The organism is Erythrobacter sp. (assembly GCF_011765465.1).
In the GTDB taxonomy this organism is placed as follows: Bacteria; Pseudomonadota; Alphaproteobacteria; order Sphingomonadales; family Sphingomonadaceae; genus Erythrobacter.
Genome location: NZ_CP050265.1, coordinates 2,181,952 through 2,202,653 on the forward strand (window position 1 = coordinate 2,181,952; position 20,702 = coordinate 2,202,653).

Genomic DNA, 20,702 nt, shown 5'->3' on the forward strand with positions numbered 1-20,702 from the left:
TTCGGTGCGCGCCATGCGGCGCGCGCCGAGCCGCCCGCTCCCTCCACCCTTCCACCCGGATTGTGCCCGGTGGGAACCAGGTGAAAGGGTGGAGGAAGCGGGTGGCACTGGGATCAAGAGGAGAGAGACAATGCCCGTCATCGACGTACCGCAGCCCGAATTCATGGAAGACGAGGAAATCTCGATCTTCGCCGACGCCGTGGGCAAGTTCTACGAACAGCACGCGCCCATGAAGCGCATCGAGAAATGGCGCGAGGACGGCCAGGTCGAACGCGAATTCTGGCGCGAGGCGGGCGCGGCCGGCCTGCTCGGCGTTTCCGTTCCGGAAGAATACGGCGGCCACGGCGGCGATTTCCGGCATGACATGGTGGTGATCGACCAGCAGGCCAAGCACGGGGTCGAAGGCTTCGCCGCCTCGCTCCACAACACGATCATCCTGCCCTATCTCGTGCGCCACGGGACCGAGGAGCAGAAGAAGAAATACCTCCCCCGTCTCGTCACCGGCGACCTCGTCAGCGCGATCGCGATGAGCGAACCCGATGCGGGCAGCGACCTTCAGAACATCAAGACGACGGCGCTGAAGGACGGCAACGGCTATCGCCTCAACGGGTCGAAGACCTGGATCTCGAACGGCCAGACCGCCGATTTCATCATCGTCGTCGCCAAGACCGACCCGAGTGAAGGCGCGAAGGGCATTTCGCTGATGCTGCTCGAGACCGAAGGGGCCGAAGGCTTCCAGCGGGGCAAGAAGCTCGACAAGATCGGGCTGGATGCGCAGGACACCTCCGAGCTGTTCTTCGACGATGTCTTCATTCCCTCCGACAACGTGCTCGGCGGGGTCGAGGGGCGCGGCTTCTACCAGCTGATGGGCGAGCTTCCGCAGGAACGCCTCGTGATCGCGATGGGCGCGATGACGGGCATCGAGAAGGCGCTCGAGGTGACGGTCGAATACGTCAAGAACCGCAAGGCTTTCGGCAAGACGATCTGGGATTTCCAGAACACCCAGTTCACCCTCGCCGACCTCAAGGCCCGCGGCACGGCGGCGCGGGTGTTCGTCAACGACTGTATCGCCAAGCTTTTGAAGGGCGAGCTCGACGTGCCGACCGCGAGCATGGCGAAATACTGGGTGACCGAGCTGCAATCGGAGGTCGTCGACAAGTGCCTCCAGTTCCACGGCGGGGCGGGCTACATCAACGACTACGCCATCGCCCGGATGTACCGCGACACCCGCATCGCGCGGATCTACGGCGGCTCGAACGAGATCATGAAGATGCTGATCGCGCGTTCTATGTAGTTTCGAAGGCCCATCCGGGCCTTCGTCCTCGGTGCTGTTCCGGGGCTTTCGCCCCGGGCACCTGCGGGGCGGCCGCGTGGCCTTGCGGCTGCTGCGCAGCCGGGTGGGGTGCGCTGGGCTTCGCGCGAGTTCCGCGCGGGCAGGAGCTCATTCGGCCTTGCGCTCCACCTGAGGGAGGTCACCTCATTCTCGGGGACTTAAGCTGGGAGCGCCGACCCGACGCCGAGAGGCGTCGCAAGGCCACGCGGCCGCGCCGCAGCGGGTCCGTAGCGAAGCGGAGGACGCATAGCGAGGACGCACCCACGGATGCGGGTGCGCAAACAAAAAACGCCCCGGTTTCCCGAGGCGTTTTTCGTTTGGCTTGCGCCGATCAGAACTTCGCGCGGAAGACCACGCCGTAGGTGCGCGGCTGCAGCGGGAAGGCCGAGCGCGAGTTCGCCGCGCCGCTTCCGCGCAGGGTGGTGTTGAAGGTCACGCCCCGCGTCACGTTGTCGGTGAGGTTGTTGACGAAGCCCTCGATCGCATAGGCCCCGTCGTTGAAGCGAAGCCCCGCGCGCAGGTTGATGAACTCGTTCCCGTCCTGCACGTCGGCGACGATCAGCGGCTGGTTGGCCGCGGCGGCCTGGACCTGCTGCTGGGTCGGGTTCGAGCCCGGCGGGAAGCTGGGCGGGACGATCGCCTGCGTCGAGGTGCGCTGGTCGCTTTCCAGCCGGATCTGGCCCGACAGGAAGAATTCCGCGCTGTCGCTGATCGGCTTCTCCCACAGCGCCCCGAACAGGCCGACGACCTGCGGCGCGTTGGTGAGATCGTAGCCGCACAGCGACACCACCTGCGGCGCCGTCTGGTCGCCCGCGCAATCCTCGGGATAGCTTGCCTCGAGCACGGTCGCCGCGATGTTGAAGGTCAGCTCGCGGTTCGGGCGGATGAGGCTTTCGATCTCGATCCCCTGCGTCTCCGCGATCGGCACGTTGAAGGTCTGGAACGCGGTGCCGGTGAATTCGAGCACCTGGAAGTTCGTGAATTCCTCGTAGAAGGCGGCGAGGTTGAACGTCACCGCGTTGTCGAGGAACCGCGTCTTCAGGCCGAATTCGATCGCATCGACCTCTTCCGACAGGAAGGTGGGGTCCGCCCCGTTCACCGCGGCGGTCGTGTCGAGGTTGATCCCGCCAGCCTTGTAGCCGTGGGTGAAGCTGCCGTAGACGTTCACCTCGGGGCTGAATTCATAGGCGGCGCGGATCGTGTAGATCAGCTCCTCGTCGCTGAAATCGGCCTGGAAGGTGCGCGGCAGGAACAGCGCGGGCAGGCCCGGCTGGGTCGCCTGCGGCAGGTCCGCGGGCGCGGTGAAGCCGAAGCAGCCGAGCTGCACGGCCGCGCCCTGCAGCGGCGCCGGAACGGCCCCGGCCCCGACCGAGCCGAGAATGGCCGGGCAGATCTGGTTGTCGACTGCGGTCTGGGTGAAACCGCCTTCCTTCTCCTCCCACGAATAGCGCGCGCCCAGCGTCAGCTCGAAGCCGTCGAACACCTCGAAGGTGTTGTGGGTGAAGAGCGAATAGCTCTGCGCGCTCTGCTGGAAGCGGTTGGTGTTATTGGTCCCCGCCGGGTTGACCCCGCCGCTCAGCGTCTGCAGCGGAGCGGCGCCGAACGCGCCGCCGGTCGGCACGAACAGCAGCGCGCCGACATTGGCGTCGTAGTCCTGCCCGAGGCTGAAGCTCACCGACTGGTCGATCTGCTCGTCCGAATAGAAGCCGCCGATGATGTAGTTGAGCTTGCCCTCGAAAGCCTCGCCCTGCAGGCGCAGTTCCGCGGTGATCGTCTCGAGCTCGAGGTCGACGAGATCGACATTGAAGATGTCGGCCGCGGTGAAGTCGGAATCGTAGGTCTCGTTGGAATCGAACTTGCGGTAGGACCCGATGAAGATGAGGTCCGCGCTGTCGCCGACCGGCATTTCGACCTCACCCATGATGCCCCAGTTGTCGATGTCGACGATCGGGGCGAAATTGGCCGAGGCGACCTGGTCGCTCAGCGCCTCGCGGAAAGTCCCGGCATCGAACGGGTTGGTGGCGACGGTCGGCTGGCCGTTGCCGCCGTTCGCGCCGAGCCCGACCGCGGCATAGGCGCCGCCCGTGACCAGCGGCGACTGGTAGAGCTCGATCGGGCTGCAGCAGCTCGAATTGCTCTTGGAATAGTCGCCGACGATGCGGCCGCGCACGCCGCCTTCGGTCTCGAAGCCCAGCTGCGCGCGGACCAGCCACTGGTCCTGGTCGTTGGAATCGTCGAACGGCGTGCCGGTCTCGTCCACGAGCGTCAGGAAGCCGTCGCGTTCGCGATAGGCGCCGGTCACGCGCAGCGCGAGCGAATCCTGCACGATCGGCACGTTGACCGCGCCCTGCAGGCTGACCTCGTCGTAATTGCCGTAGCCCGCATTCACGAAGCCGCCGAACTCGTAAAGGTCGGGACGCTTGGTTGTGATGTTGAGCGCACCCGCCGAGGTGTTGCGGCCGAAGGTCGTGCCCTGCGGCCCGCGCAGCACCTCCACCCGTTCGAGGTCGACCAGTTCGGCCAGCGCCACGCCCGGGCGCGACTGGTAAGTGCCGTCGATGAAGATGCCGACCGCGCTTTCGAAGCCGATATTGTTCGAGGTCGTGCCGATGCCGCGGATACGCAGCACGACCGATCCCGATGCGACCTGCGCGTTGGAAACGGTAAGGCTGGGGGCGACCGCGACGACTTCCTGGATGTTGTCGACGCCCTGGTTGTCGAGCTGCTGCGGCGAAACCGCGGTCACGGCGAGCGGAATGTCCTGCACGTCCTGCGCGCGGCGGGTGGCGGTCACGATGATGACGCCGTCATCCGCCTCGGGCGTTTCGGGCATCTCGGGCATTTCGGCGTCCTGCGCAAAGGCGGGTACGGCGAACGCACTGCTGGCCATGAGACCGGCAGCAAAAGCTGCAAGCTTACGTGTCATAGATTTCCTCTCCACAGATCCCAGCCGGGCCTTTTGACCTTTTCATCGGCTTTCGCGGAAGGGGAGACTATCAGCGCTTTTGCCGCTGCCAAGAGTCCGCGCGCGGCTTTTCGCGGAAACGGTGCAAAAATACAACAAATCGCGCTGCGGCGCAGCAATGCGTCGGCAAAGCCCGCAAAAGCCTAGGAATCTTGCAACATGATCAAGTGTTGCATCGAGGACACTGCAAAAAGCCTAGAAGCCGTAGCGTAAACCCGCCCACAGCGTGCGCGGCACGCCGAGATCGATCGCTCCGCCCGCATTGCGGGTGACGATCTCCTCGTCGGTCAGGTTCTCTCCGCGCAGCACGAGGGAAAATGCGCGCCAGAGCGGAATCTGCGCGAATGCATCGAGAGTCGTGGCGGCAGGAAGCACGTCGCTTTCCTGGTCGTCCTCGAATTGCCGCGCCGTATGGCGCAGCGTCGCGGCGAGCCGCCAGCCCGCCGCGGGCTCCCACGCAAGCGTCGCGGAGGCCGCGAAATCGGGCGTCTGGGGCGGGCGGTTGCCGTCCAGCGGGAGCGACGGTCCCTCGCCCGCGATAACGGCATCGGTGTAGGCGAGGCTGGCGTTCAGGCTCACCTGCCCCAGCGCGAGCGCGAGATTGCCCTCGATCCCCTGCGCCTCGATCGCGGGCAGGTTGCGGCGCTGGCGCAAGTTCGCCTCCAGCGTGACATTGGCGATGGCGTTCTCGACCCGGTTGTCGAACGCGGTGAGCGAGACTTGCAACGCCTCGCCCGCCTGCCAGTCGAGGCCGACCTCGAAGCCTTCGAGCCGCTCGTTCTCCAGCGCGGCATTGGCCTGCGTCACCACGGGGAAGACGACGAAGGGGCGGTAAAGCTCGTTCAAGGTGGGCAGGCGCAGCCCGGTATAGGCCGCCGCGCGCAGGCGCAGGCTATCCGATGCCGCATAGGCCGCGCCCGCGCGCCAGCTCAGCGTCCAGTCGGAGCGGTCCGGGGCGCGCGTTTCCTCGACCACCGCGCCCGAGGCATCGACCGCGCGGAAGAAACCGTCCGAAATCACCGTCCGGTCGGCGCGCAGGCCGCCGGTCAGCAGCAGGGGGCCGAGGCTCCAGTCGTCCTCGACGAACAGGCCGAGATTGGAATTGACCCCGCCCGCGCGCCGCCGCTCGCGCAGCGCGCCGGTGAAGGCGCTGTAGGCTTCCTCCTGCAATTCCCCGTCGGCGCGGCGGTAATCCACCCCGAGCCGCAGGGTGTGGTCCTCGCCCACGGGCGGGCGCAGCTCGAACTTGCCGCCGAGCCCGGTCGAAGGCGTGTTCCTCTGGTCGAGCACGCGGGTGAAGCGGCTGGAGGAAATGATGATATTGGAGAAATTGCGCGCCTGGACATAGGCGAGCGCATCGAAGGCCCACTCGCCCCGCCCGACCACGCGCAGGCTCGCATCCTGGCCCTCATTGGTCGAATCCGCGCCGTCGAAGCGCAGCGTGCGGCGGTCCTCGAAGACGTTGACGCGGGCCTGCAGCTCGATCCTGTCGCCCAGCGGCGCAACCCCGCGCAGGCCCGCCTGCCAGTTGTCGAAGGCGGCGCGCGCGCTGGCGGGAACGCGCTGGTCTTCGGGGGTCGTGAAAAAGCCCTTGCCCCGGTCCCAGCGCCCGCTCGCCACGGCGAAGCCCGCGCCGAGTTTGCGGGTCAGCACCGCGCTCGCCTCGGTCTCCGCCCGGTCGTTGACAGCGCCGCTGGCGAGCAGCGGGTCGAGCGTCGCCGGCCCCGCGCTTTCGAGTTCGATCGTGCCCGCGAGCGCGCCCGCCCCGAACGGCCCCGCCCCGCCGCCGCGCGTCACGCGGATTTGCGCAAGCGTTTCGGGCTGGATCGCGTTGAAGGGGATGTAGCCGAAAAAGGGATCGGCGATCGGCACGCCGTCCAAGAGCACCAGCGCGCGGCTCGTCGCGTTGCCGCCCAATGCGCGCAAGGTCGCGCCCTGCGCGGTCGGATTGGCCGAGCGGCTGTCCGAACGGCGGAACTGCTGGAAGCCCGCGACATCGCGCAGCACGTCCTCGATCCGGCCCGAGGCGGTGGAGACGATCCGTTCGCGCTCGATTTCGGTGACGGCATAGGCGCCCTGCGACGGGGCCTCGTCCAGCCCCTCGCCGGTGACGATGATGCGTTCGGGGTCGGGGCGGGCGGCCTCCTGCTCCTGCGCGGCGAGCGGCGCGGCGAGCGCGAAGGCGAGGGCGGGAAGGGATACGGCAAGCGGGCTGGTTTTCATGGCGCGCCGCCTAGCGGCTCGCGTCACCCGCGTCACCCGACAATCAGTTTCGTTTTGCAATCAAGGACTCGCATTTGCCGCCCGCCTGTGGTTTTATCGCAGGCAAGAGAGAAGAGAGAGGATCACCCAATGCCAGCCAGCCCCCCAGACGTAGACGTGCTGATCGTAGGCGCCGGCATTTCCGGCATCGGCATGGCCGCGCACATGGAAATGAAGGCGAAGCATCACTCCTACGCCATCGTCGAGCGGCGCGAGAATCTCGGCGGGACGTGGGACCTGTTCCGCTATCCCGGCATCCGTTCGGACAGCGATATGCACACCCTCGGCTTCGATTTCGAACCGTGGAAGCACGAAAAGTCGATCGCCGATGCGCCCGCGATCCTCGATTACCTGAACAAGATCGTCGATGAACGCGGCATCCGCCAGCACATCCGTTTCGGGCTCAAAGTGATCTCGGCCGATTTCCGCTCCGACGAGGCGCGCTGGCACGTCGAGATGGAGCGCGAGGACGGCAGCCGGGTGCAGATGACCGCGAACTGGCTCTACCTCGGCGCGGGTTATTACGACTACGACGATCCCTATGACGCGGGCTTCGATTTTTCGGAATACGAAGGCGAGGTGGTCCACCCGCAGTTCTGGCCCGAGGATCTCGACTATGCGGGCAAGAAGGTGCTGGTGGTCGGATCGGGCGCGACCGCGGTCACGATCGTGCCCTCGATGGCGGACACCGCGGCCAAGGTCACGATGCTCCAGCGCACGCCGACCTGGATGTTCGCGCGCCCCGCCAAGGACCGGATCGCGAACCTGTTGCGCAAGGTGCTTCCCGAGGAGATCGCCTACAAGATCACCCGGTTCAAGAACATCCATATGCAGGATCTCAGCTTCAAGACCGCGCGCGACAAGCCCGAAAAGGTCAGCGAGAACCTGCACAAGCGGATCGAGAAGGCGCTGGGCGAGGACTACAATCCCGAGGACTTCACCCCGCCCTACAACCCGTGGGAACAGCGCGTCTGCCTCGTGCCCGACAACGACCTGTTCAAGGCGATGAAGGCGGGCAAGGCCGAAATCGTCACCGGCCATATCGACCGCTTCGAGGCGAAGGGCGCGCGGCTCACCGACGGCACGCTGATCGAGGCCGACATCATCATCACCGCCACCGGCCTGCGCCTCGCCGTCGCGGGCAAGATCGCGGTCAGCCACGACGGCGAACCCGTCCAGTTCAACGAGCGGTTCTATTACAAGGGCTGTATGTTCTCGAACCTGCCCAACCTCGCGGTGGTGTTCGGATACCTCAACGCAAGCTGGACCCTGCGCGCCGACATCAATTCGGATTACATCTGCCGCGTCCTCAACACGCAGCGCGAGAAGGGCGCGGAAATAGTCACTCCCGTCCTCACCCCCGAGGCCGAGGCGCAAATCGAGGAAGACGACGTGTTCGACTTCTCGAGCGGCTACATCCAGCGCTCCAAGCACATCATGCCGCGGAACGCGGTGCGCTATCCCTGGCGGCTCAACCAGGATTACCTCGCCGACCGCAAGCAATTGAAGGAAAGCCCGGTCGAGGACGGCCTGCTCACCTTCACCCGCGCCGGTTCAAACGCGCGCAGCGCCGAAGAGCAGCTCGAAGCGGCGGAGTGAGCTCGGGATACAGGCCGTCGCTATGGCCGCGGGCAGCGCTGGCCGTGTTTCTGGTGCTGTTCACCGGGGCTATCGTCACGGGCATCATCCTCGCTGAGCCGCTCGATCGCTACCCATCGCCCCGCCTTGCGCTCGCAGACCTCGATGGCACCTATGTCTCCGCCGACTGCCCCTCCATCACGATCACGAACGGCCTCATGCGCGGGGGTGGGTTCGCCGTGCAGGGCGAACTGGACTATGTGAAGGGCGAGAACCTGCTCGTCACCGAGGGCGCGCTGCGTTTCCGGGAAACGCCCTCGGGGTGCTCGTTGGAGCGCGTATCGGGCGGCTGGTTCAACACCGTGAGCCGGATCGACGGTGCTCCGGCGGTCCAGATCCATACGAGCGGCTTTGCGGAGGACCGTTGGTTCGTCAAGTCGCGCTGACGAGGCGGGTCGGGGCCATCAGACCCTTTTGCTCGGCCCGAAACTCGCCTAACCATCCCCCCATGAACTCCCCCGAGAAGATCTGGACCGCAGGGCTCGTCGTCATCGGTGACGAAATCCTCTCCGGCCGCACCCACGACAAGAACATCGCCCAGGTCGCAAGCTGGCTTCAGGTGCAGGGCATCCGCCTTGCCGAGGTCCGCGTCGTGCCCGACGTGCAGGAGCGCATAGTCGAGGCGGTGAACGCGCTGCGCGAGGCCTACGACTACCTCTTCACCACCGGCGGGATCGGGCCGACCCATGATGACATCACGGTCGATGCCGTGGCCGAGGCGCTGGGCGTACCGGTCATCATCCATCCCGACGCGCGCGCGCTGCTCGAACGCTACTACGCCGACAAGGGCGGGCTCAACGAAGGGCGCCTGCGCATGGCGCGCGTTCCCGAAGGCTCCGACCTCATCCCCAACCGGATGTCGGGCGCGCCCGGCATCCGCCGGGGGAACGTCATCCTGATGGCGGGCGTGCCCCATATCACCGCGGGAATGCTCGACGCGCTCACTGGTGAACTCGAAGGCGGCGCGCCGCTTCTGTCCGAAACCATCGGCTGCTGGGTCGCCGAAAGCGAGATCGCGGGCCTCCTGCGCGAAGTCGAAAGCGCGCACGAGAATTGCCAGATCGGCTCCTACCCCTTCTTCCGCGAAGGGCGCGTGGGGGCCAATTTCGTGATCCGATCGACCGATGCGGAAGACCTCGCCTCCTGCGTCGACACCCTGTGCGACGGGCTCGCCACCTCGGGCTACGATTTCACGCCGGGCGGAATCTGACGGCGGACGGATTGACGCAGAGGATGGTGATGGCTACCACGCCCGCCATGCATCGGATCGTGACCAACCTCCACCGATATCGCAGCGCCCGCTGACGGCGCGCCTTCCCGCGCGCCTGCATGGCGTGCGATCAGCCTTCGATCTGGTCCACGGCTTGCCTTTCCACCGGGAGGGTAAAGCCAGTAGTTCTGGCAATCGGACTGTAAATCCGATCCCCGCGAGGGGGAGTGGAGCGTAACCACACCCTCCCACCATCTTTTCCAAACGCGCCCTTAACCTTCGCCGCGCTATCCCCCCGCGCGATGACGCGCGTATACATCACCATCGACACCGAGTATTCCTCGGGGCTCATGACTGGACCCTGCCCGGCCGACCGGGCGGAGAACTACGCGCGCTCGATCGCCTGCCTCACGCCCGAAGGCCCGGCGGGCATCACCCACAAGCTCAAACTGTTCGAACAATACGGCGTGCGCGCGGTGTTCTTCGTCGATCCCATGCCCGCGCTGCAATGGGGCGTCGCGGCGATCGAGGACATCCTCGCGCCGATCCTCGAAGCCGGGCAGGACGTGCAATTGCACTGCCACACCGAATGGCTCGCGATTGCGGGCGCAGGCGCGGGACACCCGCTCGCACGCGTCGGGACGGGCCGCAACATCATGGATTTCGCCTTCGAGGAGCAATGCGCGATCCTCGCCTGGGCGCGCGATACCCTGGTCGCCGCCGGAGCGCCGCCGCCCATCGCCTTTCGCGCGGGCAATTACGGCGCGAACGACGACACCTTGCGCGCGCTTCGCCAGATCGGCCTTGCCTACGACACCAGCCATTGCCCCGCCCTGCCCGGCGCAAGCGGCATTTCGCTCGGCCCCGAGGACCGCGACCCGGTCATGCACCACGGCGTGATCGAAGTGCCCGTCGGCAGCATCGGCACGCATAGCGGCGGCCAGCGCCATGCCCAGATCACCGCGCTGTCGCTGGACGAGATGACCAGCGCGATCCGCCACGCGCGCGGGTGCGGGCGTAGCTCCTTCACCCTCGTCACCCACTCCTTCGAGCTGATCAATCGCCGCCGCCTCGCGGTGAACCACATCGTCCGGCGCCGCTTCAACGCCCTGTGCCGCGAACTTGCCGCGATGCGCGGGGTCGAGACCGCCACCTATGCGGACAATCCGCCCGACATCGCCCCGCACGCCGCGCCGAGCGAGCCGCTGCCGGCCGACCCGCTGCGCACGGGGCTGCGCGTCGCCGAGCAATTCGTCTCGAACACGCTTTACGGCGCGCTCTGAGGGGGCGCGAAGATGAACGCGCCCGCCCGCTTCCCCGAGCAATCGCCGGCCCCGCAGGTGACACGCGTCGGGATCGACTTCACCATCGGCGCGCGCCGCCTCGTCTCGGTCCCGCGCGCGCTTTCGACCTGGCGCTTCGCCCTTGGCGACGTGCTGGCGGGGCCATCCGCGAGGCTCTCTCCGCCCGCTCCCGGCCCCGACGGATTGCGCGTGCTCTCGGCCCCGAGCGACGCGGTTCCCGCCATCCTCGCGCACTTCGCAGACCATCTCGTCGGTTCGCGGCAGGATTATCCGCGCCATTACATCGACATGGGGGAAGAAGGCGCGCCCGACTTCGCCGCCTACATGGCGCGCTTTTCGGGTAAGACCCGCTCGACGCTGCGGCGCAAGGCGAAGAAGCTCGCCGCCGAGCCGGGCGGATACGAGGTCAGCGAACACCGCAGCCCGGCCGAGGTCGAGCGCTTCCTCGACCTCGCCCTGCCGCTCTCGGCGCGGACCTATCAGGCGCGGCTGCTCGATGCCGGGCTGCCCGATACGCCCGAGGCGCGGCGCGCAATGCTGGAGGCGGCGGAGGACGGGCGGATGCGCGGCTTCCTGCTCCATGCGGGCGAGAGCCGCGCGCCGGTCGCCTACCTGTCGCTGCCGGTCGAGGGGCGCGTGCTGGTCTATGCCCATCTCGGCTACGACCCCGACTTCGCGCGGCTGTCGCCGGGCACGGTGCTGCAGATGGAGGCGCTCGAGCGGCTCTATGCCGAAGAGCGCTTCACCCATTTCGATTTCACCGAAGGCGACGGGGCGCACAAGGCGATGTTCGCCACGCACTCGGCGCCGTGCGCGAGCTTCGTGCTGCTGGCGCCGGGCATGGCGAACCGCGCGCTGCTGGCGGCGCGCGGCGGGTTCGATGCCGGGGTGGCGGGCGCGAAGGCGCTTGCCGCGCGCTCGGGCCTACTCGCCCGCGCGCGGGCCGGGCTGCGCGGCTGAATCGCTTTCTCGCTCGGCGGCAAGCCGGCGCTGTTCGCGCAGGCGGTCGAATCGCTGGATCATCGCGTCGCGTTCGGACGCGGGCTCGCCCGGCGGAGGGGCGAAGCGCAGGCGGACCCAGAGATAGAACAGGCCGATCAGCGCAAAGGCCGAGGCGACAGCAGCCCCGATTTTCAGGTCGAACGCCAGCACCATCGCCAGAGCGCCAAGCGCGAAGCCGATTACCAGCCATTTGGGGTCGAACGCGAAGTCCGACGTCGAAGACGGCAAGGGCATAAGGCAGGGGTGTCCTTTGGAGAGGGGACAGGAAACGCGCGCGGCCGCCTTTGCGGCGTGTCCGTGTGCGTCCTTGATATATGTGGGCTTATTCGAGCGGGTTGCAAGACGGTAAATGGCACGCCGCGGGGTAATCGCGGAGGAATCGTGCGCCGCCGCGCATTTACGGGAAAGCCTTGCAGGCCCTGTCTTGCGCCGTGCCGTGAAAGGCGCGCATCGGGGCCCGCGGCGGCTCTAATGGGGGCGCGATTCGCGCCGGCAGTCCAGGATCAGGCTTCGCGGCGCTTCATGCGCTCTTCCTGCGCGGCGTGGCGCGCGGTTTCGCGTTCGCGCTCGCGGCGGTTCTCGCGGGCGGCGCGTTCGGCCCGGTCGTAGTTGGCGCGGCTTGCGGTCTCGGTGCGCACGGTTGCCCACGCCATAGCCAGGAACAGACACACCGCACCGATCACCGGCGCGAGACGCGTGTCGAGCAGGAAACTGAGCGCAAAACCGATCGCGGCCAGCGCGGCGACAATCCATGCAAAGATCTTCATCGAAAACTCCTTCGATGAATCAATGCGTTGGACGCGCAATATTTCCGAAGGAGCGGATGCAGACCCCGCAAGCCGCACCGCGCGCAGGACAAGCCGCGGCTGCGGGTGTTGGAAATATCCGGTCGCAAGTGGGAAATCGCGCCGGATCCAACAGGATTTTCGCAAAATCGCCAGGGGGTATGACCGACGCGAACTATGCCGCCGCCCGAAAGCGTGCAGAGCCGTCCATCAGGATGAGGGAAAGGCCGCCCGCAGCGAAGCGGCAGGCCGACAAGAATACACCGCGTGAGCGAGGAGGGGCGGGCGCCGATGCGCCCGCCCACCCATCAGATTACGCCCCTTCGACCTCGGCGAGGTCGAGCTTGAGGCCCGGGCCCATGGTCGAGGTGACCGAGACCTTCTTGACATACTTGCCCTTGGCGCCCGACGGCTTGGCCTTGACCACGGCATCGGTCAGCGCCTTGAAGTTCGCCTTGAGGTCGGCATCGTCGAAGGAGAGCTTGCCGATCCCGGAATGGATGATGCCCTGCTTCTCGACGCGGAATTCGACCTGGCCGCCCTTGGCGTCCTTGACCGCCTGCTCGACGTTCGGGGTGACCGTGCCGAGCTTCGGGTTCGGCATCAGGCCCTTGGGGCCGAGCAGCTTGCCGAGCCGGCCGACCACGCCCATCATGTCGGGCGTGGCGATGACGCGGTCATAGTCGACATTGCCGTTCTGCATATCTTCCATGAGGTCTTCCGCCCCCACCTTGTCGGCCCCGGCGGCGAGCGCCTTTTCGGCGTTGTCGCCGCGCGCGAAGACCGCGACGCGGGCGGTCTTGCCCGTGCCCGAGGGCAGCGAGACCATGCCGCGCACCATCTGGTCGGCGTGGCGCGGGTCGACGCCGAGGTTCATCGAAACCTCGACCGTCTCGTCGAACTTAGCCTTGTGTTCGCGCAGGACGCCCAGGGCTTCCTCGAAGGTGTAGAGCTTCTCGCGGTCGATTTCAGCGAGGGTCTTCTGCTTTTTCGTCATCGTCGCCATTGGTTCAGCCCTCCACCACGTCGAGGCCCATCGAGCGCGCGGAGCCCTCGATGATCTTCATGGCCTGGTCGATGTCGTTCGCGTTGAGATCGGCCATCTTGGCCTCGGCGATTTCCTTGATCTGGCTCGCCTTGATCGTGCCCGCGCTGACCTTGCCCGGCTCCTTGGAACCCGACTTCAGCTTGGCCGCCTTCTTGAGATAGAAGCTCGCCGGCGGGGTCTTGGTCGTGAAGGTGAACGAACGGTCGGCATAGACGGTGATGACCGTCGGGATCGGCGCGTTCTTTTCAAGGTCCTGCGTCGCGGCGTTGAACGCCTTGCAGAATTCCATGATGTTTACGCCGCGCTGACCCAGGGCCGGGCCGATGGGCGGCGAGGGGTTGGCGGTGCCCGCGGGCACCTGCAGCTTGATATAGCCTTCGATCTTCTTGGCCATGAGGCCACTCCTTTCGCACTGTCGAGCGCGCGCCCCCGCGAAAGGGACGGTCATGCGCTCTCATGTTAAGCGGTCCGGCGCCGCCCAAGTGCATGGCGGCTCCCGCACGGATTCGCCCCCGAAGGGGACGGAGCGCGCCACATAGCCGCTTCGCCGCGGATTGCAAGCCGCACGCCGCTGCGATCCGGGGTGACGGGCGCAGAGCGGGCCGGAGTTAACGAGGCTTTCACGCTCGCCATGCGATATGTTGTATCGCCTTGATGGAAGCAGGGAGGGTCGCGTTTCCATGTCGTTCATCGACATCGCCCCGCCGCATCCCGCAGCGCCTCTCGGCGCGCGGGACCCGGAGCGGCTCGTCCATGCTCTCGGTGCGGAGCCGCTGCTGACCCGCGCCGCGCTGGCCGAGGCGGCGGCGCGCCTGCCCGAAAGCATGATCGAGCGGCGCGTCCATGATGCCGCCGATGGCGCGGGCTTCCGCGTGCTCCCCCCGCTCGCGGATCTTGCGCAATGCCTTGGCGAAGGCGGCCCGCACCGCGCCTGGGTGATGCTGAAGGGGCTGGAAAGCCTGCCCGAATACGCTTCCCTGTTCGCGCGCTGCCTTGCCGTCCTTCCTCCTGCAATCCTCTCCGCGGCCGGGCCGGTGCGCGACGTTAGGGCCTTCGTCTTCCTGTCGGCCCCACATACCCGCACGCCGCTCCATTTCGATGCCGAATACAACGTGCTCTTCCACCTCGAGGGCACAAAGACCTTCACCACCTTCCCGCCCGGCGAGCCTTTTGTCAGTCTTGCCGCGCGCGAAGCCTATCACGAAACCGGCGACAACCTGCTCGAGCCGAACGACGCGCACGCTGTCGGCGGGACACGCCACGAGCTTGGCCCGGACGATGCGCTGTTCGTGCCCTGGTGCGCGCCCCACGCGGTGCGGTGCGGACCGACGCCGTCGATCTCGCTGTCGCTGACCTGGCAGAACAGCTGGAGCCGCGATGTCGCCGAGGCGGTCCGCCTGGGGGCGCGATTGCGGCGGTTCGGCCTGACCCCGCGCGACCCCGTGCTCTCCGCCCGCCGACCGCGCCTTGCCGCGTTCGTCAGCCGGATGCTGCAGCGCTTCGAACGCGCCTTACAGAGCCGCGGGAGCGCGGCGTGATGCGGCCAGAACCCTCCTTCGCCCCCGCTCCCATGCCCGGCCCGGCGCGCCCCGCGCGCCGGGCCCCCTCGCCCGCCTCCGGCACAGGACTGGCGGTCGAATGGCTCACACCCGGGGCGCTCGCTCCCGGCGAGCAGGCACGCTGGGCCCGGCTGTCGGAGCGTTCGCCGGAGAGCAATGTTTTCGCGCTCGACTGGTTCATGGGGGCAGCGCTGCATCATTGCACCGGGAAGCAGCGCGTGCGCCTTGCCGTGGTGCGACAGGCGGACGGCGAATGGCTCGGCGCGCTGCCGCTCGCGCTGGCGGTGCGGATCGGGCGGACCCCGGTCCCCCACTGGCTGAGCTGGCGCGCCACCAACCAGTTCCTGGGCGGCCCGCTCGTCGCGAGCGGCGGCGAGGAAGCGTTCTGGCGGGCCTTGCTTGGCGCGCTCGACACGCGTCCCGGAGCGGGGCTTGCGCTTATGTGCGAGGGCCTGGCGGCGGACGAGACGGCCACTCTCGCCCTGCTTTCCACGGTGGCCGAGGACGGGCGGCGATCATGGATTCCCCGACGCACCGATCGGCCAGCGCGCCTCGGGCGGGGCGACACCGGGACCGCCGACGGAGCCGCTTCGCCTGCGCTCAGGAAGGCCCGCGCCCGGCTTTCCTCGCTCGAGCGGCGGCTGGCGCGCGACTTGGGCGAGGTGCGTGTCGAGCTGCACCCGCTCGACCGCGACCCGGAGGACTGGATCGCCCGCTTCCTCGATCTCGAACGGGCCGGCTGGAAGGGGCGCGGCGGGAGTGCGCTCGCCTGCGAACCGTGCAATGCCGCGCTGTTCCGCAAGACCATCCGCGAAGGCCATCGCCGGGGCCACGCCCGGCTTGCGAGCCTTGCCGCCGGAGGACGGGTGCTGGCGATGACGAGCTGGTTCGAATGCGGCGGGCGTGCCTTCGGCTTCAAGATGGCGCATGAGGAAAGCGCCCGCCGCCATGCGCCGGGCCGCCTGTTGATGCGCGCGGTGGCCGAGGAGCTTGCCGACCCCGCGCTCGCCTTCGACACTTGCGCGGGCGAAGGCGCGCCGGCCGACCCGTTCTGGCCCGACCGGCGACAGGTAATCGACTGCGTCGTGGCGATCGGCTCGCCCGCGCGGCGCGGCGTGCTGGCCGGCGCGATGGGCTCGGCGGCCCTGTGGCGGGGGCTCAGCCGGCCCTAGAGCTTCACCAGCATCTTGCCCCGGCTGCGCCCCGCCAGCAGATCGATGAAGGCGCCCGGCATCGCATCGAGCCCATGGGCGACCGTTTCTGCGACCACCAGCTTGCCGGCGCGTTCGAGCGCCGCAAACTCGGAAATGATTTCACCTGCCCGATCGAAATAGAAGCCCGCGTTGAAGCCGGTGAGCGAGACGTGCTTCTCGATCGCGGCGAACAGGTTGGCGGGTCCGGCGCGGTAGGCCCCGTCATAGCGCGCGATCGCGCCGCAAAGGGCGATCCGGCCGCGCGGGGCCATGGCATCTAGCAGGATCTCGAGCTGGTTGCCCCCGACATTGTCGAACGCCGCATCGAGCCCGCTTGGCGCAATTTCGGCAAGCCGGGCGGCGACATCCTCCTCGCGGTAATCGATGAACTGGTCCGCGCCGAGCGCGCCGGTCAGCCATGCGCCTTTCTCCGCCGAGCCCGCACTCGCGATCACCCGCGCACCCGCCGCCTTCGCCAGCTGCACCGCGACCGAGCCGACCGCGCCCGCTGCCGCGTTGACGAAGACCGTCTCGCCCGGCTGCGGATCGAGCACGCCGCGCACCCCGCCCCATGCGGTGATACCGGTTAGGCCGTAAAGCCCGAGATGACGCTGCACGGGGCCTGTTGCAGGATCGACCGGAACCAGGTCGGCGGCAGGGACGACATAGGCTTCGCGCCAGCCATGGGCGCGGCTCATCACGAAACTGCCCTTGGGAAGCGCCTCGGCGCGGCTGGCAATCACTTCGCCTACCGCTCCTCCGGAGATCGGGTCGCCCAGCGGGACAGTGCCGTGGAGCGAGCCTTCCTCGCCCATCGCGATGCGCATATAGGGATCGACCGAGAGCCAGAGGTTGCGCACCAGCACCTCGCCCTCGCCCGGCTCCGCGAGCGGCGCGTCCTCGATGCGAAAGTCGGCGGTCTGCGGTACGCCCTGGGGACGCGCGGCGAGGACGATCTGGCGGGTGGTGCGGCTCATGGGCTCAAGGGTAACGCGCCACGCGCACTCCTCGGCCTCACCAATTGGAGAGGGTCAGTCGAGCAGCAGCGCCATGCGGACCTGGCCCACGCCGCTTTTCAGCAGGCCGATCTGGCGCGCGGCGGCAAGCGAGAGGTCGATCACGCGGTTGCCGTGGAAGGGTCCGCGATCGTTGATCCTGACGACCACGCTCTCGCCATTGGCGGGGTTCGTGACACGCACGCGGCTGCCCAATGGCAGGGTGCGGTGCGCGGCGGTCAGCTTGTTCGGATCGAAGCTCTCGCCGCTCGCGGTCGGGTTCCCGGCAAGCTCGTCGCCGTAATAGCTCGCCGCGCCGCCGCCGATGTCTTTGGAGGCCGGGGCGGCTTCGCCCGGATCGGGCAGAACGCCGGGCGCCATCGCCTCGACGCTCGCCCCGCCCTTGCCGAGCCGGATCATGTCGCGCGGCTCCTCGCGCGACCACAGGGCGGCGGTCAGCCCGAGCGCCAGCAGCGCGAGCGCGGCGAGCCCCAGCAGCATCAGCTGGCGCTGCGACTTGAGGCGCATCAGCACGCGCAGGCGCTCGCGCCTGGTCGGCATGGTGTGGTCGGAAGCGGCTGCGGCATTCGGCATCGTCATACCGAATCAATGGGTTGCCCGGACAGCGGTTCCGGTGGGGAGCGGCCTTACTTGACCAGTTCGACCTGTTCGAAATCGAGTTCCACCGGGGTCGCACGGCCGAAGATCGAGACCGAGACCTTGACCTTGGCCTTGTCGAAATCGAGTTCCTCGACGACGCCGTTGAAGCTGGCGAAGGGGCCGTCGAGCACCTTGACCTGGTCGCCGATCTCGTACTCGACATTGACGTCCTTCTTGGGTGCGGCCTTGGCCTCCTCGACCCCGCCGAAATAGCGCGCGGCCTCTTTTTCCGAGATCGGCTGCGGCTTGTTGCCCGACCCGAGGAATCCCGTCACCTTCGGCGTGTTCTTGACGAGGTGGTAGATGTCGTCGGTCATGTTCAGCTTGGCCAGCACGTAGCCCGGCATGAACTTGCGTTCGACCTGGACCTTCTTGCCGCGCTTGACCTCGGTCACGGTTTCAGTCGGGACCTCGATCTCCTCGACACCCTCGGACAGGCCGAGCCGATCCGCTTCGGCGAGGATCGCTTCCTTCACCTTGTTCTCGAAGCCCGAATAAGCGTGAATGATGTACCAGCGAGCCATTGGTCGGTTCGTGTCCCTGTCTATGCGTTGTGCCTGGGTCCGCCGCGCGATCAGGCGAGCGTCAGGAGGAAATTGACGACAGCGTTGAACGCGCTGTCGATGCCGAGGAAGAAAAGCGAGAGAATCAGCGTCATGATGAAGACGAAGATCGCGGTGCGGATCGTCTCCTCGCGAGTCGGCCAGACGACCTTGGAGGTCTCCGTGCGGACCTGGTTCACGAATTCCGCGACGCTGGTCTTGCGCTTCTTCGGTTCGGTTTTCTGTTCGGCCATGAAACGGCGCCTCGATCTGTGGGTGCTGGGCAAGCGGAACGGCCCGCTTTGCCGAAAGTCTTTTCAGGTAGGTCTCCGCGCCGCCCGGGACAAGGTCGCCGGAGGGGCTTTTGAAACTACCAATGTCGGAAATTCATCCGAGCGCATACGCGCCCGCGCCGACAAAGGCAAGCGGCTGCGTGGCCTGCGGCCCGGCCGACATCGCACTGCAACATTTCCTCTAGCCACGGCCCGCGCGCGGCCCTAGCGTGCGCGCTTCATGCGTCCGGGGAGAGACGGCCGGGCGTGCACGGGGATACCAGCTTTCAGGGGATAGCCGCCAATGGCTGCAGCAGACGCCGCCGATACCGCGCAAGCAGGCTCGACGGGCATCATCGATTTCATCGAAAACGTTTCGAACGTGATCTGGGCAGGGACCTGGGAGGGGGCGACGATCATTCCCGTGCCGCCGATGGTCGTGATCCTGCTGGGCGCGGGGCTCTACATCATGTTCGGGTTGCGATTCTATCCGATCCTCCAGCTCGGCAGCGCCTTTGCCGGGCTGTTCAAGGGCCGCAAGGGCTCCGGCTCGGGCGAGATCTCGCCTTTCGCGGCACTCTCGACGGCGCTTTCCGGACAGGTCGGCACCGGCAATCTCGCCGGAGTGGCGACCGCGATCGCGCTGGGCGGTCCGGGCGCGATCTTCTGGATGTGGATCACCGCGCTGATCGGCATGGCGCTCGCCTTTGCCGAGGGTTCGCTCGCGATCCGCTATCGCGAGACGACCAGCGACGGGACGTTGCGCGGCGGACCGATGAGCTACATCATGATGGGCCTTGGCCCGAGATGGGGCTGGCTCGCGGTTATCTTCTGTCTCGCCACGCTGTTCTCGGCCCTGATCACGGGCAACGGCATCCAGGCCAACAGCGTTGCGGACAGCATGAACGAGCTGTTCGGGATAAGCGAGAAAATGGCAGGCGTTATCGTCGCCATCGCCGTCTTCATCGTCATCATCGGCGGGATCAAGTCGATCGGTCGGGTCGCCGAGAGCGTGATCCCGTTCATGGCGTTCGCCTACATCATCATGGCGGTGATCGCGCTGGCGCTCAACGCCGCGGCGATCCCCGGCACCTTCGCGCTGATCTTCGAAAGCGCCTTTACCGGAAGCGCAGCGAGCGGGGGCTTCATCGGTGCCTCGATGATCGTCGCGATCCGTGCGGGCGTCGAACGCGGCCTGTTTTCGAACGAGGCGGGACAGGGTTCGACCCCGATCGCCCACGCCGTCGCGCAGACCGACGACCCGGCGAGCCAGGGCCGCATGGCCATGCTCGGGACCTTCATCGACACGGTCATCGTGTGCACCATGACCGCGCTCGTCATCCTGACGGTGCAGGGCCAGTTCGCGCTCACCGACGCCGCAGGCAGCGTCGGCTATGTCGAGCGCGTGTGGACCTCCGATCTCGGTCCCGAAAGCGAAGCCGGGTTCGCCAGCACATCGGCCGCCTTCGCGGCGGTGTTCCCGACCGAGATCATCGGCGTTCCGCTCGGCACGCTGGTCGCGAGCGTGGTGCTGATCCTGTTCGTGTTCACCACCCTGCTGACCTGGTCCTATTACGGCGAGCGGGCGATCACCTTCATCTACGATCGTATCCCCGGTACGAACCGGGGCGGTGAAAAGGTGCTGCACATGATCTGGCGCGTGATCTGGTGCATCGCGATCTATTACGGCGCTTTCGCACCGCTCGACACGATCTGGCGGCTGGGCGGCATCTCCAACGCCTTGATGGCCCTGCCGAACCTGCTCGCGCTGCTCCTGCTTTCGGGCGTGGTGTTCAAGCTCGCCAAGGGCATCAAGGACGCCGGGCGCACGCATACCGCCGACACGCCCGAGGAACCGGAAGAATACTGAACGAGAAAGCGCCCGGTCGCCTGTCGGGCGGCCGGGCGCTTCGAGCATCTTCTGCAGGTTCGCC

The 20,702-nt window shown here is 67.2% G+C and carries 19 protein-coding genes; 9 read left to right on the forward strand and 10 right to left on the reverse strand.

What is annotated here, in order from left to right; all coding sequences use genetic code 11:
* The first annotated feature begins 130 nt into the window (after window positions 1-130).
* The gene (locus G9473_RS10420; protein WP_291133110.1) at window positions 131-1,294 is read left to right on the forward strand and encodes an acyl-CoA dehydrogenase family protein; all 1,164 of its coding nucleotides are present in this window, start codon (window positions 131-133) and stop codon (window positions 1,292-1,294) included.
* A gap of 370 nt (window positions 1,295-1,664) precedes the next feature.
* Here G9473_RS10420 and G9473_RS10425 read toward each other — a convergent pair whose 3' ends face one another.
* Complete coding sequence (locus G9473_RS10425) at window positions 1,665-4,223, reverse strand: TonB-dependent receptor (RefSeq protein ID WP_291133112.1); 2,559 nt, start codon at window positions 4,221-4,223, stop codon at window positions 1,665-1,667.
* Window positions 4,224-4,493: 270 nt separating this feature from the next.
* Window positions 4,494-6,521, reverse strand: coding sequence for a TonB-dependent receptor (locus tag G9473_RS10430; protein ID WP_291133114.1), 2,028 nt, complete (start codon window positions 6,519-6,521; stop codon window positions 4,494-4,496).
* A gap of 129 nt (window positions 6,522-6,650) precedes the next feature.
* Here G9473_RS10430 and G9473_RS10435 point away from each other — a divergent pair, with 129 nt between their 5' ends.
* The 5 genes from G9473_RS10435 to G9473_RS10455 all read left to right on the forward strand — a co-directional run bounded on the left by G9473_RS10435 (window position 6,651) and on the right by G9473_RS10455 (window position 11,672).
* Complete coding sequence (locus G9473_RS10435; RefSeq protein WP_291133115.1) at window positions 6,651-8,159, forward strand: NAD(P)/FAD-dependent oxidoreductase; 1,509 nt, start codon at window positions 6,651-6,653, stop codon at window positions 8,157-8,159.
* Between the two features lie 44 nt (window positions 8,160-8,203).
* Complete coding sequence (locus G9473_RS10440; RefSeq protein ID WP_291133117.1) at window positions 8,204-8,584, forward strand: hypothetical protein; 381 nt, start codon at window positions 8,204-8,206, stop codon at window positions 8,582-8,584.
* A gap of 62 nt (window positions 8,585-8,646) precedes the next feature.
* Window positions 8,647-9,408 carry a molybdopterin-binding protein gene (locus G9473_RS10445; protein ID WP_291133119.1) on the forward strand — a complete coding sequence of 254 codons (762 nt, stop codon included), beginning with the start codon at window positions 8,647-8,649 and terminating at the stop codon, window positions 9,406-9,408.
* A gap of 302 nt (window positions 9,409-9,710) precedes the next feature.
* Window positions 9,711-10,691 carry a hypothetical protein gene (locus tag G9473_RS10450; protein WP_291133121.1) on the forward strand — a complete coding sequence of 327 codons (981 nt, stop codon included), beginning with the start codon at window positions 9,711-9,713 and terminating at the stop codon, window positions 10,689-10,691.
* A gap of 12 nt (window positions 10,692-10,703) precedes the next feature.
* Complete coding sequence (locus tag G9473_RS10455; RefSeq protein WP_291133122.1) at window positions 10,704-11,672, forward strand: GNAT family N-acetyltransferase; 969 nt, start codon at window positions 10,704-10,706, stop codon at window positions 11,670-11,672.
* On the opposite strand, the gene G9473_RS10460 is transcribed toward G9473_RS10455, so the two are convergent.
* The 4 genes from G9473_RS10460 to rplK all read right to left on the reverse strand — a co-directional run bounded on the left by G9473_RS10460 (window position 11,637) and on the right by rplK (window position 13,941).
* Window positions 11,637-11,948 (reverse strand): hypothetical protein, encoded by a 312-nt coding sequence (locus tag G9473_RS10460; RefSeq protein WP_291133124.1) that lies wholly within the window; start codon window positions 11,946-11,948, stop codon window positions 11,637-11,639. The two genes, G9473_RS10455 and G9473_RS10460, sit on opposite strands and share 36 nt — an antisense overlap.
* Before the next feature lie 269 nt (window positions 11,949-12,217).
* Entirely contained in the window at window positions 12,218-12,481 is a 264-nt protein-coding gene (locus tag G9473_RS10465) for a hypothetical protein (RefSeq protein WP_291133126.1), read from the reverse strand.
* A gap of 331 nt (window positions 12,482-12,812) precedes the next feature.
* Window positions 12,813-13,505 carry a 50S ribosomal protein L1 gene (gene rplA, locus G9473_RS10470; RefSeq protein WP_291133128.1) on the reverse strand — a complete coding sequence of 231 codons (693 nt, stop codon included), beginning with the start codon at window positions 13,503-13,505 and terminating at the stop codon, window positions 12,813-12,815.
* Between the two features lie 4 nt (window positions 13,506-13,509).
* Window positions 13,510-13,941: a 50S ribosomal protein L11 gene (gene rplK / locus G9473_RS10475; RefSeq protein WP_291133130.1), complete on the reverse strand. Its 432-nt coding sequence runs from the start codon at window positions 13,939-13,941 to the stop codon at window positions 13,510-13,512.
* Window positions 13,942-14,227: 286 nt separating this feature from the next.
* Between rplK and G9473_RS10480 the strand changes: the two genes are divergently transcribed.
* Together G9473_RS10480 and G9473_RS10485 are read left to right on the forward strand one after the other, a co-directional pair.
* Complete coding sequence (locus tag G9473_RS10480; protein WP_291133131.1) at window positions 14,228-15,085, forward strand: transcription factor jumonji, JmjC; 858 nt, start codon at window positions 14,228-14,230, stop codon at window positions 15,083-15,085.
* Window positions 15,085-16,278 (forward strand): GNAT family N-acetyltransferase, encoded by a 1,194-nt coding sequence (locus G9473_RS10485; protein WP_291133133.1) that lies wholly within the window; start codon window positions 15,085-15,087, stop codon window positions 16,276-16,278. The genes G9473_RS10480 and G9473_RS10485 overlap by 1 nt, the downstream gene beginning before the upstream one ends.
* Here G9473_RS10485 and G9473_RS10490 read toward each other — a convergent pair.
* Genes G9473_RS10490 through secE form a run of 4 tightly spaced genes read right to left on the reverse strand, consistent with a single transcriptional unit; the run spans window position 16,275 to window position 18,750 of the window.
* A complete protein-coding gene (locus tag G9473_RS10490) occupies window positions 16,275-17,276 on the reverse strand; it encodes an NADP-dependent oxidoreductase (protein WP_291133135.1) in 1,002 nt (333 codons plus the stop codon). The two genes, G9473_RS10485 and G9473_RS10490, sit on opposite strands and share 4 nt — an antisense overlap.
* A 54-nt stretch (window positions 17,277-17,330) precedes the next feature.
* Complete coding sequence (locus G9473_RS10495; RefSeq protein WP_291133137.1) at window positions 17,331-17,888, reverse strand: septal ring lytic transglycosylase RlpA family protein; 558 nt, start codon at window positions 17,886-17,888, stop codon at window positions 17,331-17,333.
* Window positions 17,889-17,941: 53 nt separating this feature from the next.
* Window positions 17,942-18,478 (reverse strand): transcription termination/antitermination protein NusG, encoded by a 537-nt coding sequence (gene nusG / locus G9473_RS10500; protein WP_291133139.1) that lies wholly within the window; start codon window positions 18,476-18,478, stop codon window positions 17,942-17,944.
* A gap of 50 nt (window positions 18,479-18,528) precedes the next feature.
* Window positions 18,529-18,750 (reverse strand): preprotein translocase subunit SecE, encoded by a 222-nt coding sequence (gene secE, locus G9473_RS10505; protein WP_291133140.1) that lies wholly within the window; start codon window positions 18,748-18,750, stop codon window positions 18,529-18,531.
* 322 nt (window positions 18,751-19,072) lie between these two features.
* Here secE and G9473_RS10510 point away from each other — a divergent pair, with 322 nt between their 5' ends.
* Window positions 19,073-20,638 (forward strand): sodium:alanine symporter family protein, encoded by a 1,566-nt coding sequence (locus tag G9473_RS10510; protein ID WP_291133142.1) that lies wholly within the window; start codon window positions 19,073-19,075, stop codon window positions 20,636-20,638.
* The last annotated feature ends 64 nt before the right edge of the window (window positions 20,639-20,702 follow it).

Coding starts and splice junctions, on each gene's coding strand:
- G9473_RS10420 (WP_291133110.1), top strand. CDS start 131: ATGCCCGTCATCGACGTACCGCAGCCCGAATTCATGGAAGACGAGGAA.
- G9473_RS10425 (WP_291133112.1), bottom strand. CDS start 4,223: ATGGCCAGCAGTGCGTTCGCCGTACCCGCCTTTGCGCAGGACGCCGAA.
- G9473_RS10430 (WP_291133114.1), bottom strand. CDS start 6,521: ATGAAAACCAGCCCGCTTGCCGTATCCCTTCCCGCCCTCGCCTTCGCG.
- G9473_RS10435 (WP_291133115.1), top strand. CDS start 6,651: ATGCCAGCCAGCCCCCCAGACGTAGACGTGCTGATCGTAGGCGCCGGC.
- G9473_RS10445 (WP_291133119.1), top strand. CDS start 8,647: ATGAACTCCCCCGAGAAGATCTGGACCGCAGGGCTCGTCGTCATCGGT.
- G9473_RS10450 (WP_291133121.1), top strand. CDS start 9,711: ATGACGCGCGTATACATCACCATCGACACCGAGTATTCCTCGGGGCTC.
- G9473_RS10455 (WP_291133122.1), top strand. CDS start 10,704: ATGAACGCGCCCGCCCGCTTCCCCGAGCAATCGCCGGCCCCGCAGGTG.
- G9473_RS10460 (WP_291133124.1), bottom strand. CDS start 11,948: ATGCCCTTGCCGTCTTCGACGTCGGACTTCGCGTTCGACCCCAAATGG.
- G9473_RS10465 (WP_291133126.1), bottom strand. CDS start 12,481: ATGAAGATCTTTGCATGGATTGTCGCCGCGCTGGCCGCGATCGGTTTT.
- rplA (WP_291133128.1), bottom strand. CDS start 13,505: ATGGCGACGATGACGAAAAAGCAGAAGACCCTCGCTGAAATCGACCGC.
- rplK (WP_291133130.1), bottom strand. CDS start 13,941: ATGGCCAAGAAGATCGAAGGCTATATCAAGCTGCAGGTGCCCGCGGGC.
- G9473_RS10480 (WP_291133131.1), top strand. CDS start 14,228: ATGTCGTTCATCGACATCGCCCCGCCGCATCCCGCAGCGCCTCTCGGC.
- G9473_RS10485 (WP_291133133.1), top strand. CDS start 15,085: ATGCGGCCAGAACCCTCCTTCGCCCCCGCTCCCATGCCCGGCCCGGCG.
- G9473_RS10490 (WP_291133135.1), bottom strand. CDS start 17,276: ATGAGCCGCACCACCCGCCAGATCGTCCTCGCCGCGCGTCCCCAGGGC.
- G9473_RS10495 (WP_291133137.1), bottom strand. CDS start 17,888: ATGCCGAATGCCGCAGCCGCTTCCGACCACACCATGCCGACCAGGCGC.
- nusG (WP_291133139.1), bottom strand. CDS start 18,478: ATGGCTCGCTGGTACATCATTCACGCTTATTCGGGCTTCGAGAACAAG.
- secE (WP_291133140.1), bottom strand. CDS start 18,750: ATGGCCGAACAGAAAACCGAACCGAAGAAGCGCAAGACCAGCGTCGCG.
- G9473_RS10510 (WP_291133142.1), top strand. CDS start 19,073: ATGGCTGCAGCAGACGCCGCCGATACCGCGCAAGCAGGCTCGACGGGC.